Genomic DNA, 14937 nt, shown 5'->3' with positions numbered 1-14937 from the left:
GTTGTGGCTCCTACGATTTAAGTGCCTTCTTGAATATATAAACTTGCCCCGGAACCGAGATGAGGCAATAGGCTAGAATGGTGGCGAGTACTGCGCCGGTGGTTCCAAGTGTGGGTGTGAGTAACCATTTTGCGCCAAATGCGCAAATGGCCATTGTGACTGCGAAGAAAAGCTGAGCCCGGAGAATATTTGCGCCGTTCATGAATGCTCCTAGAACATTCGCCGCGGCATCGATGACTGTCCATGTAGCAAGTGCCGCCACTAGACTCCAGCTAGGGTTAACCTGCCCATGCATCCAGTTCTTCATAATCCACGGCATAGCGGCGGACAGGGCGAGGACTGATGCGAGTGCGACAGAAGCGGCGCCGATAGCGCTGCGCCAAAGCGTCTTGATAATCCAATCGGTGTTCCTTTTGGCGATTGCGTCGCCGAAGGCTGGCCATAGTCCTACTAGTGATGCGCTGAGAACCATGGACACGAAAAGAAATAGCTTCTGCGTCACGGCGAAATCCCCGTAGGCCGCCTGTCCTAGTGTTTGGGTAATTACGATCGAGTCAGATTGAAAAGCGAAAGCTGCCGCCAGTTGCAGTGATAAGAATAGACTTCCACTGCGCAGTAATGCGCCTACGGTCGGGAAATCCAACGTGTTGCGCCATTCGCTCGGGTCAAGCAGGCCGTGGCGGGCCAGCCAGATGAGGGTGTTGACGATATTTACGCCCGCTTGTATTCCTAGGGTCGCAAGCACCAGTCCCGCCACGCTTCCGTCATGCTGGAGCGTCAACGGCACAGCAGCTAGTGTTAATATGGCGCAGACGAACTGGGCGATGCCGTTCCAATAGCCTTGCTGCATGCCTAGCTGTACACGCTGGATCAGACTGGCCGGTATGTTTAAGGCCAACACGGCGGCGAAAACCGTCAAGGCCGTGAGTACGTCTGATTTATGTGTTTGTGCTATTGTGCCGGCGATTATTGTCGGCTCTTCGCTGTAATGCGCCCAGGTAATCCATGCGGCAAATAATGCGGATGCTACGAATGTCGTGCATGCATACCCTGATGCCAGTGTGCGCAGCAGCAATTTCTTGTCGTTTGTTGCCTGCGCATGAGTGGTCCTGTTTAGTACGCCGTTGCCGATTCCGAGGTCAGCGAATGCCATGAAGCCGAGCAAGGCGCTCAGCATCATCCAGACACCAAATAACTCCGGGTGGAGATGCTGCTTTGCCATCGGAAGCGTGATGAGTACAACGACCCCTGTGCCGAAGCGACCTAGGTAAGTAGCTCCTGCGGTCATCACCACGCGCGCGGTGCGTGCGTCGATGCGTTTCATCACTCGTCCTGCTGGACCGTGTGCGGGCTTCACTCGTGGTGGTCGTAGGCCGTGAAGCCGGCCAGCTTGACCAGGCTGTCGCGGCGCGCGGCCTCGTAATCGGCCTCGACCATCTCCTTGACGAGTTCGGCCAGCGTCGTGCGTGGCGTCCAGCCCAGCTTCTCGCGGGCCTTCGTCGGGTCGCCGAGCAGGGTCTCGACCTCGGTCGGGCGGAAGTAGCGCGGGTCGACGCGCACGATGACCTCGCCGGGCTTGCAGCGTGCACGCTTGCCGGTCACGCGTTCGACGACGCCGACCTCGTCTACACCTTCGCCGGTGAATGCGACCTCGATGCCGAGTTCGGCCGCGGCCAGCTGCACGAACTCGCGCACGCTGCGCTGCACGCCGGTGGCGATGACGAAGTCTTCCGGCCGGTCCTGCTGCAGCATCAGCCACTGCATCTCGACGTAGTCGCGGGCGTGGCCCCAGTCGCGCAGCGCCGACAGGTTGCCCAGGTACAGGCAGTCCTGCAGGCCGAGCGCGATGCGGGCGACGGCGCGCGTGATCTTGCGCGTCACGAAGGTCTCGCCGCGCAGCGGGCTCTCGTGGTTGAACAGGATGCCGTTGCAGGCGTACAGACCGTAGGCCTCGCGGTAGTTGACCGTGATCCAGTAGCCGTAGAGCTTGGCCACCGCGTACGGGCTGCGCGGGTAGAAGGGCGTGGTCTCCTTCTGCGGGATCTCCTGCACGAGGCCGTAGAGCTCCGAGGTGGACGCCTGGTAGAAGCGCGTCTTCTTCTCCAGTCCGAGGATGCGGATCGCCTCCAGCAGCCGCAGCGTGCCGATGCCGTCGACGTTGGCCGTGTACTCCGGCTCCTCGAAGCTGACCGCCACGTGGCTCATCGCACCGAGGTTGTAGATCTCGTCGGGCTGCACCTGCTGCACGATGCGGATCAGGTTGGTGCTGTCGGCGAGGTCGCCGTAGTGCAGCTTGAAACGCGGGTTCTTCTCGTGCGGATCCTGGTACAGGTGGTCGATGCGGTCGGTGTTGAACAGCGACGCCCGACGCTTGATGCCGTGCACCTCATAACCCTTGGCGAGCAGGAGTTCCGCCAAGTACGCGCCGTCTTGGCCCGTTACGCCGGTAATGAGTGAAACTTTTCTCTTGGGCATGCGCTATTCCGGAGTTGGCTGTCGGCCCGTTTACGGCGGCCGAAGCCGAGTTACGCCTTGCCGAGCAAGCTAAGGTGATCGTCGGCGTGACTCGTAGGTTCCTCAGTGTTTCGGAAAAATCGACCAGTGGATGTCTCGATAGATTCGTCGAATGGCGGCGAGTCCCGCCCAATGCCCGCCGCTTCCAACTCCCGCTTTAGGTCCCTGATTTCAATCTGGAGTGCCTCGAACTCTTCTTCTTTTCGTTCGATGAAAGATCTTGTTAGACTAAATTTGGCGTGCATGCCCCTTGTGGTTAAAAGATAGGTGTAGGCGAGCTTATTGTTTGAATGACGAAAATTGTTGACTTTCACCCAGCCCTTGGCAATCAAAGCCTGTAGGCAATAATTCAGCTTTCCAACGCTAATTCCCAGTCGGGCGGCGAGTGCCCTTTGGCTGTCATCGGGCGTGGCGAAAAGCTGTCGCAGTACCTGAAGATCGGTCTCGTCACGGTGCATGGGTCTGGCGGTGTTCATGCGTTGAACGCTGCAACTGTACCACTCCAAATGGGGCCGTGACTGGGCGTGCGGTGCTCTTGGACGGGAGAACTTTGGGGGTTGAGCGTGGATCAGGCCCTGCGTGTGGCCCAAGGATTGAACTCGCGCCAAAGGACGTGCAGTGTCAGCAACACAAGAGTGATCAGCCCGGCGGTGATCGTCAGCTGCGCCCGCTTCGGTTTGCTCTTCCACTCTGGCGTCTGCGCGACGTCGACCACCTGCACCAGTGCGCCTTCGCGGCTCTCGTCAAGTCGCGCCATCTCGTACTGTCGCGAGAACAGATCAAACAATGTTTCTTGATACTTGAAATCTCGGTATCTGCTGACGTAATCGGCACTTCCGGCGTCACTCGTGTGGCCGGAGGCTTCGGCTTTCGCCAACTGCGAGCGCAGTGCAGTTAGAGTACCAAGCTGCTGTTGTACTTCTGGCGCTCCGTCTGCGAGGGTACGCCGCAGGGTTTGTAGGCGCACCTCGGCGGCGGTGACTTCGGCGCCCAATCGTGCATAGGTGTCGGCAGCAGCTTTGGGTTCGGCTTTAAGGGCGCCAGGATTGAACCCGCTGGCCTGGAGGGCGAGTTGAGCTTTTTCGAGCCTGTCTCGTGTCAAGTTCAACTGCTGCTCGAAGAACACCCGGCGCTGCTGCGCCTCCGTCAGGGCGAGGTCGCTGGTCATACGGCGAAGTTCTACGACGTACTGATTGGCCATTTCTGCGGCGCGCTCTGGGCTATGATCATCTGCCTCGACGGTTATAAGTCCGTCTTTCTTTCCGACTGAAATTCGGATGCTTTCTGTGAGTATCTTTCGCGCTTCGAAGCGATATTTTGCTTCATAGGTCTGCATCAGATCGAACTTTTCGATGATGCGGTCCGATACGGTTTCGCTTTGCATCAGCGCGACGTATTGATCTGCCGGACTCTTAAGCGCTGCGCTCCCCCCTAAGCCGGCAAGTGCGCCGAGCTGAGTAATCGCCGCGGAGGTGGCGCTCTGCTGTTGCTGGGGTGGAAGAAAAGTCGTTCTTGCCGTGAAGGTCGGCTTGATCATGAAGCTGGCGCCCAGCACCACAATGCCGGTGCATATTGGCGCAAGAGTCAAAAGCTTCCGGCGCGATCTTAGGGCTGCGAGGATGTCCGCAGGGGTTAGTGCCGTTTCTGTATCAGAGCCAGGTGCTTGCGAAGAGTGTTCTTCAGGGCGCAGGTCTTGGTTCATACTCGTTTGGTATCAGTTCACCGCGCTCTTGATACCAGCCAGCCCAATGCCGAACTGATACAGCAGTTGCGTCCAGTCCTTCGCGTTCTGGATCCACGTCGTCTTGTCCATCTCTTCCGGCACGAAGATCGTGTCGCCCGGCTGGACACCAGTCGACGCCAGCGCGTTGCCTCGCGTGAACCAGCCGGACTCCTGAAGGCTGCTGGCGACCGTGCCGTTGGCTCGCACGACGAACACGCTGCTCTGGTCGGCGCCTTTCTTCGGGCCGCCTGCCAGGCGCAGGTAGTCGCCGACATTGCGGCTTGGGTTGTAAAGGTAACTGCCGGCGCTGAAGACGCTGCCGAAGACGCCGATCGTCGTCGGTCGTGCCGGCACGAAGATGCGGTCGCCGTCTTCGAGGGCTAAATCGGGCAGTTCCACCGAGGACGGCGTCAGGTTGAGCACCAGGCGGCCAGTCGGCTTCAGCTCGCGCAACTGGTCGAGCCAGCGCTTGGTCACGGCTGTCGTCGCGACGATGCCATTGGCCTCTTCAGCCGTGGTCGCACGCCGGGTGGCAGCCTGCGTGTTGATGTCGGCTTCCAGGTCGCGCAGCGCCCGCTCGTAGTTCTGTTGCTGTGTCCGGCGCACGCTCTCGCGGGTGAACTCCGTCGCGTAGAGGTAGCCGTTGGAGGTCAGCCCGCCTGCAGCGCGCACGGCATCGGCGACGGTGCTCGTCACCGGCATGACATATTCGCCCGGATGGGCGACCTCGCCTTCAACGCGAACGCGTTTTTGTTGCGTGCCTGCCGGTCGCTCCAAATCCCCGGCGTTGAATGCGCGCAGGATATCGCCGTTGACCAGCGGCATTGCGGCGGACTCCGGCAGACTCAATTGCAGCAATCGATTCGCATTGCCATTACCGAGACGGTCCAACGCAATGCGGTTCAGGTCGGCGACCGATGTGAAACTACCGGCCATCTGCAATGCATCGTCCACCGTCTCGCCACGCTTGATCTCGAAGATCGCGTGCCGGTTGACGCTGCCGACCACCGCCACCTGCGGGCCGATCGGGCCGACGTGGATCACGTCATCTGGTTGGAGGATCTGGTCGGCGCTACGGTCGCCTTTGAGCAACAGATCGTAAAGGTCGAACTGCGCGACGATGGTCTTGCCGCGGCGCAGCACGATGTTGCGGAAGCTGCCCGACGCCGCCGGGCCGCCAGCGGCCAGCAGCGCCTGGGACATCGTCGACAGGCTGTTGACGACCACCGGGCCCGGCGAGTCGGCGAAGCCGGTCACGTAGACGCGCATGCCGCGCAGCTGGCCCAGCGCGACGCTGACCTGAAAGTTGCGGAACACCTGGCTGACCCGGCGTGAAATGACGTCGGGCAAGTCGGCGTAGCGCACGCCGGACACGAGCACCGGGCCGACGCGCGGGATGCTGATGCGGCCGCCGCGGTCGACCATCAGGCGCAGGTCGGCATCGACCGAGCCCCACAGCGTGACGACGAGCTCGTCGCCGACGCGCACCAGGTAGTCGGCCGGGATCGACGGGTTGTAGTCGGCGCTGCGGTCTTCCTGCAGGCGCTCGACCAGGTCGTAGCCGAAGCGGCGCAGATCGGGTTCGTTGGCGGCCTTGCGCGCATAGCGCTCGAACTCGCTGACCGGCGGCGGCAGCCGGCGGCGAAGCAGCGCGTTGTCCTTGTCATCCGCTGCGCTCGACGCGTAGGGAAGTTGCCGCCGGTCCTGCTGCTGTTGTTGGGCGGGCTCCTGGCGCAGCCGGATCGAGCTGCTGGCGGGCGCCGTGTCGACCTGGGTGCTGCCCGAGTCCTGCGCGTAGGCGGCGAACGCGGCACTCAATCCGAAACAGATGGCGACAAAGTTCCGCCGCAAGCGAGACATGGAATCAACGCAATGCATATTGGGGGCCGGATGATCCTGGAAGGCTGGCTGTAAGCCTGGGTTGCTATCAAGCCCGGGGCGGGGCTTGCAAGTCGCGGATGGTGCCGTCGCAAAGCAATCGCGCGAGGGATTCTAGCGGCCCCGCTGGCCCCTCTTTTCGTTCATTAACTCGGCCGACATCGGCGGTAACGCGCCGCGCCGCCTCGGTAGAATCAGACTCATGTGGATCCTGCTGTGCGCCTTCGCGGTCTCGCTGTCGATCACGTTGCTGATGGTCCATCACGCACGTTGCGGCGCCCACCACCTTACCGACCACGACCTGTCCGGGCCGCAGAAATTCCACTCGGCGCCGGTGCCTCGGGTCGGCGGCGTCGGCATCTTCTGCGGCTCGGTGGCCGCGGCGGGGCTGCTGTTCCTGCTCGCGCCCGAGGTCTGGCGCCCGGCGGCGCTGCTGCTGCTGTGTTCGCTGCCGGCGTTCGGCTCCGGGGTCACGGAAGACCTCACCAAGACGCAGAGCCCGCGCCGGCGGCTGTTCTTCACGGCCATCGCCGCGGCGCTGGGGGTCGCGCTGCTCGACGCCACGATCACTCGCACCGACATCCCGGGGCTGGACTGGGCGGTGTCCTTCTACCCGGTCGCGGCGCTGCTCACGGTGTTCGCCGTCACCGGCGTGGCCAACTCGCTGAACATCATCGTCGGCTTCAACGGCCTGGCGTCGATGTGTGCGGTGCTGATGCTGGTGGCCATCGGCTACGTCGCCTTCCAGGTCGACGACATGCTGATCGTCTGGCTGTCGGTGGCGCTGGTCGGCGCGGTGCTGGGCTTCTTCGTCTGCAACTTCCCGCTCGGCCTGATCTTCCTCGGTGACGGCGGCGCCTACTTCCTCGGCTTCATGGTCGCCGAGCTGGCGGTGCTGCTGATGGCGCGCAACCCCGGCGTGTCGCCGATGTTCCCGCTGCTGGTCTGCGTCTATCCGGTGTTCGAGACCGTGTTCTCGATCTACCGCCGCGTGATGCTGCGCGAGCAGTCGGCCAGCACGCCCGACGGCATCCATCTGCATTCGCTGATCTACCGTCGCGTGATGCGCTGGGCCGAGGGACGCCGCCGGCCGCGCTCGCAGGTGCGCCGCAACTCGATGACGTCGCCGTACCTGTGGCTGCTGTGTTCGGTGGCCATCGTGCCGGCCATGCTGTTCTGGAACAGCACGCCGCTGCTCGCCGGCTTCATCGTCGTCTTCGGCATCGTCTACACCGGCCTGTACTGGCGCATCGTGCGCTTTCGCTCGCCGCGCTGGCTGCACCTGCATCGCCTGCGCTGAGGCCGGGCGCAGCCGCCGCCGCGCGGGGTTGGCGCTTGCCTGGCGGTGTTTTGACGGCATCGGGCGGATAATGGGGCCCAGATGAACGTCAATACTCCCCTTGCCGCGTCGGTGGATGACGCGGCCGCCGCGGCCACCGAACCCGCCGCGCCTGCTCCCGCTTTCGACACGCTGCCGCTCGATCCGAAGCTGCTGCGCGCCGTGGCCGATGCCGGCTACACCTCGATGACCCCGATCCAGGCCAAGGCGATCCCGATCGTCCTGGCCGGCCGCGACGTGATGGGCGCCGCCCAGACCGGGACCGGCAAGACCGCCGCTTTCACGATCCCGCTGCTGCAGAAGATGCTGCGGCACGAGAACACCAGCATGTCCCCGGCGCGCCACCCGGTGCGCGCGCTGGTGCTGGCGCCGACACGCGAGCTGGCCGACCAGGTGGCCGCCAACGTCAAGACCTATGCCAAGCACACCCGGCTGCGTTCGGCCGTCGTCTTCGGCGGCGTCGACATGAAGCCGCAGACGCTGGAGCTGAAGGCCGGCGTCGAGGTCCTGATCGCCACGCCGGGCCGGCTGCTCGACCACATCGAGGCCAAGAACGCGGTGCTCAACCAGGTCGAGTACGTCGTGCTCGACGAAGCCGACCGCATGCTCGACATCGGCTTCCTGCCCGATCTGCAGCGCATCCTGTCCTACCTGCCCAAGGCGCGCCAGACGCTGCTGTTCTCGGCGACCTTCTCGCCCGAGATCAAGCGCCTGGCCGGCAGCTACCTGCAGGAGCCGGTGACGGTCGAGGTCGCGCGGCCCAACGCCACCGCGTCCACCGTCGAGCAGCGCTTCTACGGCGTCTCCGACGACGACAAGCGCGCCACGGTGCGCCAGATCCTGCGCCAGCGCGAGCTGTCGCAGGCCATCGTCTTCGTCAACAGCAAGCTAGGCGCGGCGCGCCTGGCGCGCTCGTTCGAGCGCGACGGCCTGAAGACCCAGGCCCTGCACGGCGACAAGAGCCAGGACGAGCGCCTGAAGGCGCTGGCCGCGTTCAAGGCCGGCGAGGTCGACCTGCTGGTGGCCACCGACGTCGCCGCTCGCGGCCTGGACATCGCCGACCTGCCGGCGGTCTTCAACTTCGACGTGCCGTTCAACGCCGAGGACTACGTGCACCGCATCGGCCGCACCGGCCGCGCCGGCGCCTCGGGCCTGGCGGTGACGCTGATCACTCGCGACGACACGCGCCTGGTCTCGGACATCGAGAAGCTGATCAAGAAGAAGATCGAGGTCGAGCCCTTCGAGATCGAGGACGACCGCCCGCGCCGGCCGCGCCGCCGCTTCGACGAGGAGCGCGACGAGGCGCCGCGGGCCGAGGCCGCGCCGCGCCGCGCGCCGCCGCCGCCGTCCGACCCGATCTTCGACCGGCCGTACGAGCCGTCGCCGTCGGCCATCGCGGCCGCCCCGGCGCCGGCGGCCAGCCCGGCCCCGTCGCGTGGGCTCACGCCCAGCATCCGGCCCAAGCGCAAGGTCGCCGCGCTGCTCGGCGGCGGGCGCTGACGCGGGCTCGTCTCGTCCAGGCGCCGTGATCGTCGTCTGCGGCGAGGCGCTGATGGACGTCTTCGCCGCGGGCGAGACGGCCTGTGGCCTCCAACTCGACGCCCGCTGCGGCGGCTCTCCGTTCAACGTCGCGATCGGTCTGGCGCGCCTGGGCCAGCCGGTCGGCTACCTCGGCGGGCTGTCGGCCGACGCCGCCGGGCGACGCCTGCGCGCCGCGCTGGCCGCCGAGGGTGTCGACACCCGGCTGGCGCCCGAGCTCGATGCACCGACGACGCTGGTGATGGTCGACGTCGGTGCCGACGGCCGGCCTGGCTACCGCTTTCTCGGCGCCGGAGCGGCCGACCGGCTGCTGCCGGCGTCGGCGGCTGCGGCCTTGCCGGCGGAGGTCCGGGCGCTGCAGCTGGGCTCCTATGCGCTCGTCGTCGAGCCGGTGGCCTCGGTGCTGCGTGCGCTGGTCGAGCGCGAACACCTGCGCCTCGTCGTCGCCTACGACCCCAACGTGCGCCCCGGCGTCGAACCCGATGCGGCGCGCTGGCGCGAAGCCCTGGAATGGATGGCGCCGCGCTGCCGGCTGCTGAAGGCCAGCGACGAGGACCTGGCCTGGCTGTATCCCGGCGTCGATCCGGCGCTCGTGGCGCGCGCCTGGCTCGCGGCCGGTGTCGAACTCGCCGTCGTCACGCGTGCCGCGCAGGGTGCGAGCGCCTGGACGGCGGTGGCCGAGCTGCACCGCACCGCGCCGGCGGTCGAACTGGTCGACACCGTCGGCGCCGGCGACACCGTGCAGGCGGCGCTGCTCACCTGGCTGGCCGAACGCGGCCGGCTGTGTGCCGGCGGCCTGGGGCTCGGGCGCGAGGATCTGGCTGCCGCGCTGGACTTCGCGCTGACGGCCGCGGCCTGCACCTGCTCGCGCCGGGGCGCCGATCTGCCGCGCCGCGCCGAGCTGCCGCCCGCCCCTAGAGCGTGGTGATGACCTGCTGCAGGTGGTTGGCCGCCGCCTTCAGCTCGGCGAGCTTGTCGGCGTGCAGCGCGGCCACGAGCTGGCGGATCTCGGTCGTCGACACCTCCTGCGTGCGCGGCAGGTAGACGACTTCGCAGACATCGTTGAGGTCGTCGAACTTGCCGACCCAGTCGTCGCCCATCGCGAAGATGGTCGCGCGTTCGCGCGCGATGTCGGCGCGTTTCTGTTCCCAGGTCTGTTCCGGGAATGCGACGTCGACGTAGCGCACCGAGCGCACGATCTCGACACGGTGTTCGTACGGCACGACGGTCTTCTTGCCCTTCAGCGCGTTGAACTCGTCGGTGGAGACGCCGACGACGAGGCGGTCGCCCAGCGCCCGCAGGCGCTGCAGCAGCTTCAGGTGGCCGATATGGAAGAGATCGAAAGTGCCGTAGGTGATGACGGTGGACATGGGTCGTGCCGCAGCGGTGTGCGGGGCAGGGCGGAGGCGCCGGTTACGTTTGTAATCTACCCGGCCAGGAACGAGAACACCGCCGGCAGCCGCTCCGGCATCTGCTGTGGCTTCGTGCGCCATTCAGCCACCGGCCCGCTGCGGTTCCAGCCGGCACCCAGCGTCAGCCCGCAGGACACCGCCAGGCGCGTGGCCGGCGCCAGCGTCGCGGTCAGCGCCGCCAGCATCGCGGCATTGCGATAGGGCGTCTCGATCAGCAGCTGCGTCTGGCCGAGGCGGCGCGAGACTCCTTCCAGCTCGCGGATGCGCGTCGCGCGTGCGCCGGCGTCCTGCGGCAGGTAGCCGACGAAGGCGAAATGCTGGCCTTCCAGGCCGCTGGCGGCCAGCGCCAGCATCAGCGAGCTTGGGCCGGTCAGCGGCTGCACCGGCACGCCGGCGCGGTGCGCGGCTGCGACCAGCGCTGAGCCGGGGTCGGCGACGGCTGGCAGCCCGGCCTCCGACACCAGGCCGAGGTCGTGGCCGGCCAAGGCCGGCGCCAGCAGCGCCTGCCATTCGGCCGCGGGTACGGCCTCGCGGCTGCCTTTGCGAGGGCGCGGCAGCTCGACGATGGCGATCTCCTGCAGCGGCCGCGCCAGCGGCACGACGGCGCCGATGCGCTTGAGCAGCGCACGCGCGCTGCGGGCGTCTTCGGCGGCCCAGTGCGTCAGCGCGGCGGCGCGGCGCAGCACGCCCAGCGGCAGCACTTCCTGCAGGTCGACGGTCTCGGCACCCAGGTCCAGCGTGTTGGGCACCAGCAGCAGCGTGCCGGTCGTCATGCGGCGAGCGGGTCCAGCCCGGCTTCGCGCAGCAGCGCGCAGGTGCGGATCAGCGGCAGGCCGACGAGCGCGGTCGGGTCGTCGGACTCGATGGCGTCGAGCAGGGCGATGCCCAGCGCTTCGCTCTTGGCGCTGCCGGCGCAGTCGTAAGGCTGCTCGGCCCGCAGGTAATGCTCGATCTCGGCGTCGCCCAGCGTGCGGAAACGCACCCGCACCGGCGCCAGCAGCACGCGGGCGAAGCCGGTGTCGGCGCGGGCGACGGCCACCGCGGTCTGGAACACGACCTCGCGCCCGCTCATGCGCTGCAGCTGCTCGCGGGCACGTTCGTGCGTGCCGGGCTTGCCGATCGGCTCGCCGGCCAGGTCGGCGACCTGGTCCGAGCCGATGACGATCGCCTGCGGATGCGCAGCGGCCACGGCCTGCGCCTTGGCCAGCGCCAGCCGCAGGGCCAGCGCCTCCGGTGTTTCGCCGGGGGCGGGGGTCTCGTCGACCTGGGGGGCGACGACGGTGAACGGCAGGCGCAGGCGCTCGAGCAGCTCGCGCCGGTAGCGCGAGGTCGAGCCGAGGATCAGCGGCGGAGTGTCCATGTCCCGGATTGTCCCATCCGTGCCGCCCCCGCCCGGCGGCTACACTCGGCGCCCCCGGACCGACATGCGACTGTCACATGGCGCGCGGCCCGGTTCTCTTTCGAACATGGCCCGCGAGAAGACCCACGATCCCCGACGCCTCGACGTGCGTGCGTTCGCCGCCGCTGGCGCGGCACTGTCCGCCACCTGGCCGCAAGCCGGGTTCGAGCGCCTCGGCGCTTCGCTGATGCCCGGCGCTGCCGACGCGCCCGCCGATGTCGACTGGTCGGTGCAGGGCGAGCAGCGTCCGGTGACCGGCGGCACGCCCCAGACCTGGTTGCGGCTCACGGCCTCGACGACCGTCGCGCTGCAGTGCCAGCGCTGCCTGCAGCCGGTGGCCGAGCCGCTGGCCGTCGAGCGCTGGTTCCGCTTCGCCGACGACGAGCAGGAGGCCGAGCGCCTGGACGAGGAGCTGGAGGACGACGTGCTCGTCGCCTCGCGCACCTTCGACCTGCACGAACTGGTGGAAGACGAGCTGATCCTGGCGTTGCCGCTGGTGCCGCGCCACGAGCTCTGCCTCGAGCCGCTGCCGATGTCCGCCGGCGAGGCCGACGAGCCAGAAGAAGCGGCGCCGAACCCCTTCGCCGCGCTCGCGGCGCTCAAGCGCCAGACGCCCGATTGATCCGCCATGGCTATTGCTGAAACCTGCGTGCTATACTGGCGGGCTTTGCGACGGCCGCGACAGTGCAGTCGGCGCAGCAACAGCTTTTCCGCCGGCCGGACCGAGCATGTCGCTCGGCTCGCGAGGACCGCAGTTCCGGCGCCGATCCCAGGAGATTGTCATGGCCGTCCAGCAGAACAAGAAGTCGCCGTCCAAGCGCGGCATGCACCGTTCGCACAACGCAGTCGCCGCCCCCGGCACGGCCGTCGAGCCGACGACCGGCGAGGTGCATCTGCGCCACCACATCAGCCCGACCGGCTTCTACCGCGGCCGCAAGGTCCTGAAGACCAAGGCCGACGCCTGACGTCCGGCCGGGTGCTCCGGCGCCCGCAGTTCCTCGTGTCCGCGCCGGTCTTGTCGGCGCGAGCCCCGGGTTGAGCTCTTCCGTGTCTCCGCATCCCGCCCTGGAGCCGCTGCCGCTGGTCCGCATCGCCGTGGACTGCATGGGGGGTGACCACGGTCCTTCGGTCACCCTGCCGGCCTGCCGCGCGTTCCTGGAACGCCATCCCGCAGCCGAGCTGGTGCTCGTCGGTACGGCCGACGCGCTCGCCGCCGCCTCCGGCTTGCCGCGCACGCGCTGCGTCGTCGCCTCCGAGGTCGTCGCGATGGACGACCCCGTGGAGGTCGCGCTGCGCAAGAAGCGCGACTCGTCGATGCGCGTGGCCATCGGCCAGATCAAGCTCGCCGATCCGGCGATGGCGGCGCACGCCTGTGTCAGTGCCGGCAACACCGGCGCGCTGATGGCGGTGTCGCGCTATCTGCTGAAGACCTTCGACGGCATCGACCGCCCGGCGATCGCCGCGCTGCTGCCCAACGCCCGCGGCCGCTTCACCAAGGTGCTGGACCTCGGTGCCAACGTCGACTGCTCGGCCGAACATCTGCTGCAGTTCGCGGTGATGGGCAGCGCGCTGGTCTCGGCGCTCGACGGCCTCGAGGAGCCGACGGTCGGCCTGCTGAATATCGGCGAAGAGACGATCAAGGGCAGCGAGACGATCAAGCGCGCCGGCGAACTGCTGCGCGCGGCGCACGCCGGCGGCCACATCAACTTCCACGGCAACGTGGAAGGCAACGACATCTTCAAGGGCACGACCGACCTCGTCGTCTGCGACGGTTTCGTCGGCAACGTCGCGCTCAAGACCTCCGAAGGTCTGGCGGGCATGCTCTCGCAGATGATCAAGGAGGAGTTCACGCGCAGCGCGTGGACCAAGCTGGCCGCGCTCGTCGCGATGCCGGTGCTCAACCGCTTCAAGGCCCGCGTCGACCATCGCCGCTACAGCGGCGGCGCGCTGCTGGGCCTGCGCGGACTCGTTTTCAAGGCGCACGGTTCCTCGGACGCGCTGGCGTTCGAGACGGCGCTGGCGCGGGCTTACGACGCCGCGCGCAACCGCCTGCTCGACCGCGTGCACCACCGCATCGCGGAGACCCTGCAGGCCATGCCCTCCGGCGATACCGCGGCCCCGCAAGCCGCCTGAACGCGTGACCGCAGTACCGTACTCCCGCATCACCGGCACCGGTGGCTATCTGCCCCCGCGCCGCGTCAGCAACGACGACTTCGTGCAGCTGCTGGCTGCGCGCGGCCTCGAGACCAGCGACGCCTGGATCGTCGAGCGCACCGGCATTCGCGCGCGCCACTTCGTCGACGACGGCGTCAACTCGAGCGACCTGGCGCTGGAGGCCTCGCGCCGCGCGCTCGAAGCCGCCGGCCGCTCGGCCGCCGAGGTCGACCTGATCATCGTCGCGACCTCGACGCCGGACATGGTGTTCCCGTCGACGGCGACGATCCTGCAGGCCAAGCTCGGCGTGCACGGCTGCCCGGCCTTCGACGTGCAGGCGGTGTGCTCGGGCTTCGTCTACGCGCTCAGCGTGGCCGACGCGATGATCCGCGCCGGCAGCGCGCGCTGCGCGCTGATCGTCGGCGCCGAGGTCTTCTCGCGCATCCTCGACTTCGACGACCGCACGACCTGCGTGCTCTTCGGCGACGGCGCCGGCGCCGTGGTGCTGGAGGCCAGCGACGAGCCCGGCATCCTGGCCACCGAGCTGCACGCCGACGGCCGCCACGCCGGCATCCTCTGCGTGCCGGGCACGGTCTCCGGCGGCCAGGTGCTCGGTCATCCGCTGTTGCGCATGGACGGTCAGGCGGTGTTCAAACTCGCCGTCGGCGTGCTGGAAAATGCCGCCCGCGCGGTGCTCGCCAAGGCGGGCCGCACCGAGGCCGACATCGACTGGCTGATCCCGCACCAGGCCAACATCCGCATCATGAACGGCACCGCGCGCAAGCTGAAGCTGGCGCCCGAGCGTCTCGTCGTCACCGTCGACGAGCACGGCAACACGTCGGCGGCCTCGGTGCCGCTGGCGCTGGATGCCGCGGTGCGCAGCGGCCGCGTGCAGCGCGGCGAGACCGTGCTGCTGGAGGGCGTCGGCGGCGGCTTCACCTGGGGCGCGGTGCTGCTCGACTTCTGAGCCGCCGCATCC

Annotated in this window: 15 protein-coding genes; 7 read left to right on the top strand and 8 right to left on the bottom strand. The window is 67.3% G+C overall.

What is annotated here, in order from left to right:
- Positions 1-10 precede the first annotated feature (10 nt).
- The 5 genes from RGE_RS24175 to RGE_RS20135 form a co-directional block, all read right to left on the bottom strand.
- Positions 11-1324, bottom strand: a complete 1314-nt coding sequence (locus RGE_RS24175; protein WP_014430312.1) for a lipopolysaccharide biosynthesis protein — start codon at positions 1322-1324, stop codon at positions 11-13.
- A 29-nt stretch (positions 1325-1353) separates the two neighbouring features.
- Entirely contained in the window at positions 1354-2475 is a 1122-nt protein-coding gene (gene gmd, locus RGE_RS20145) for a GDP-mannose 4,6-dehydratase (protein WP_014430311.1), read from the bottom strand.
- A gap of 50 nt (positions 2476-2525) precedes the next feature.
- Positions 2526-2990, bottom strand: a complete 465-nt coding sequence (locus RGE_RS23810; protein ID WP_232504960.1) for a MarR family EPS-associated transcriptional regulator — start codon at positions 2988-2990, stop codon at positions 2526-2528.
- A gap of 92 nt (positions 2991-3082) precedes the next feature.
- On the bottom strand, positions 3083-4216 hold the full coding sequence (locus tag RGE_RS23410; RefSeq protein WP_014430309.1) for a Wzz/FepE/Etk N-terminal domain-containing protein: 1134 nt from the start codon (positions 4214-4216) through the stop codon (positions 3083-3085).
- A gap of 12 nt (positions 4217-4228) precedes the next feature.
- Positions 4229-6097 carry an SLBB domain-containing protein gene (locus RGE_RS20135; protein ID WP_158443103.1) on the bottom strand — a complete coding sequence of 623 codons (1869 nt, stop codon included), beginning with the start codon at positions 6095-6097 and terminating at the stop codon, positions 4229-4231.
- A gap of 220 nt (positions 6098-6317) precedes the next feature.
- Between RGE_RS20135 and RGE_RS20130 the strand changes: the two genes are divergently transcribed.
- The 3 genes from RGE_RS20130 to RGE_RS20120 all read left to right on the top strand — a co-directional run bounded on the left by RGE_RS20130 (position 6318) and on the right by RGE_RS20120 (position 9921).
- The gene (locus RGE_RS20130; protein ID WP_014430307.1) at positions 6318-7415 is read left to right on the top strand and encodes an MraY family glycosyltransferase; all 1098 of its coding nucleotides are present in this window, start codon (positions 6318-6320) and stop codon (positions 7413-7415) included.
- 81 nt (positions 7416-7496) lie between these two features.
- Positions 7497-8954 carry a DEAD/DEAH box helicase gene (locus RGE_RS20125; RefSeq protein WP_014430306.1) on the top strand — a complete coding sequence of 486 codons (1458 nt, stop codon included), beginning with the start codon at positions 7497-7499 and terminating at the stop codon, positions 8952-8954.
- A 25-nt stretch (positions 8955-8979) separates the two neighbouring features.
- The gene (locus RGE_RS20120; RefSeq protein WP_014430305.1) at positions 8980-9921 is read left to right on the top strand and encodes a carbohydrate kinase family protein; all 942 of its coding nucleotides are present in this window, start codon (positions 8980-8982) and stop codon (positions 9919-9921) included.
- On the opposite strand, the gene RGE_RS20115 is transcribed toward RGE_RS20120, so the two are convergent.
- Genes RGE_RS20115 through RGE_RS20105 form a run of 3 tightly spaced genes read right to left on the bottom strand, consistent with a single transcriptional unit; the run spans position 9908 to position 11765 of the window.
- The gene (locus tag RGE_RS20115) at positions 9908-10363 is read right to left on the bottom strand and encodes an adenylyltransferase/cytidyltransferase family protein (RefSeq protein ID WP_014430304.1); all 456 of its coding nucleotides are present in this window, start codon (positions 10361-10363) and stop codon (positions 9908-9910) included. The genes RGE_RS20120 and RGE_RS20115 overlap by 14 nt on opposite strands.
- Positions 10364-10419: 56 nt before the next feature.
- A complete protein-coding gene (locus RGE_RS20110) occupies positions 10420-11178 on the bottom strand; it encodes an SAM-dependent methyltransferase (protein ID WP_014430303.1) in 759 nt (252 codons plus the stop codon).
- Complete coding sequence (locus RGE_RS20105; protein WP_014430302.1) at positions 11175-11765, bottom strand: Maf family nucleotide pyrophosphatase; 591 nt, start codon at positions 11763-11765, stop codon at positions 11175-11177. Before RGE_RS20105 ends, RGE_RS20110 begins: the two co-directional genes overlap by 4 nt.
- Positions 11766-11871: 106 nt before the next feature.
- Here RGE_RS20105 and RGE_RS20100 point away from each other — a divergent pair, with 106 nt between their 5' ends.
- From RGE_RS20100 to RGE_RS20085, 4 genes are all read left to right on the top strand, one after another.
- On the top strand, positions 11872-12426 hold the full coding sequence (locus tag RGE_RS20100; RefSeq protein WP_014430301.1) for a YceD family protein: 555 nt from the start codon (positions 11872-11874) through the stop codon (positions 12424-12426).
- 160 nt (positions 12427-12586) lie between these two features.
- Positions 12587-12769, top strand: coding sequence for a 50S ribosomal protein L32 (rpmF, locus tag RGE_RS20095; RefSeq protein WP_014430300.1), 183 nt, complete (start codon positions 12587-12589; stop codon positions 12767-12769).
- Between the two features lie 115 nt (positions 12770-12884).
- On the top strand, positions 12885-13937 hold the full coding sequence (gene plsX, locus RGE_RS20090) for a phosphate acyltransferase PlsX (RefSeq protein WP_043785841.1): 1053 nt from the start codon (positions 12885-12887) through the stop codon (positions 13935-13937).
- A 4-nt stretch (positions 13938-13941) separates the two neighbouring features.
- Positions 13942-14925 (top strand): beta-ketoacyl-ACP synthase III, encoded by a 984-nt coding sequence (locus RGE_RS20085; RefSeq protein WP_014430298.1) that lies wholly within the window; start codon positions 13942-13944, stop codon positions 14923-14925.
- Positions 14926-14937 lie beyond the last annotated feature (12 nt).

Source organism: Rubrivivax gelatinosus IL144 (assembly GCF_000284255.1).
Classification (GTDB): domain Bacteria; phylum Pseudomonadota; class Gammaproteobacteria; order Burkholderiales; family Burkholderiaceae_C; genus Rubrivivax; species Rubrivivax gelatinosus_A.
The sequence above is the reverse complement of the archived record's forward strand: the minus strand, read 5'-3'. Positions and strand labels throughout refer to the sequence as shown.

Bases quoted from the DNA above. Each gene is read 5' to 3' on its own strand.
- RGE_RS20110 (WP_014430303.1), bottom strand. From the start codon at position 11,178: ATGACGACCGGCACGCTGCTGCTGGTGCCCAACACGCTGGACCTGGGT.
- RGE_RS23410 (WP_014430309.1), bottom strand. From the start codon at position 4,216: ATGAACCAAGACCTGCGCCCTGAAGAACACTCTTCGCAAGCACCTGGC.
- gmd (WP_014430311.1), bottom strand. From the start codon at position 2,475: ATGCCCAAGAGAAAAGTTTCACTCATTACCGGCGTAACGGGCCAAGAC.
- RGE_RS24175 (WP_014430312.1), bottom strand. From the start codon at position 1,324: ATGAAACGCATCGACGCACGCACCGCGCGCGTGGTGATGACCGCAGGA.
- RGE_RS20135 (WP_158443103.1), bottom strand. From the start codon at position 6,097: ATGTCTCGCTTGCGGCGGAACTTTGTCGCCATCTGTTTCGGATTGAGT.
- RGE_RS20115 (WP_014430304.1), bottom strand. From the start codon at position 10,363: ATGTCCACCGTCATCACCTACGGCACTTTCGATCTCTTCCATATCGGC.
- RGE_RS23810 (WP_232504960.1), bottom strand. From the start codon at position 2,990: ATGAACACCGCCAGACCCATGCACCGTGACGAGACCGATCTTCAGGTA.
- RGE_RS20105 (WP_014430302.1), bottom strand. From the start codon at position 11,765: ATGGACACTCCGCCGCTGATCCTCGGCTCGACCTCGCGCTACCGGCGC.
- RGE_RS20100 (WP_014430301.1), top strand. From the start codon at position 11,872: ATGGCCCGCGAGAAGACCCACGATCCCCGACGCCTCGACGTGCGTGCG.
- RGE_RS20130 (WP_014430307.1), top strand. From the start codon at position 6,318: ATGTGGATCCTGCTGTGCGCCTTCGCGGTCTCGCTGTCGATCACGTTG.
- RGE_RS20125 (WP_014430306.1), top strand. From the start codon at position 7,497: ATGAACGTCAATACTCCCCTTGCCGCGTCGGTGGATGACGCGGCCGCC.
- rpmF (WP_014430300.1), top strand. From the start codon at position 12,587: ATGGCCGTCCAGCAGAACAAGAAGTCGCCGTCCAAGCGCGGCATGCAC.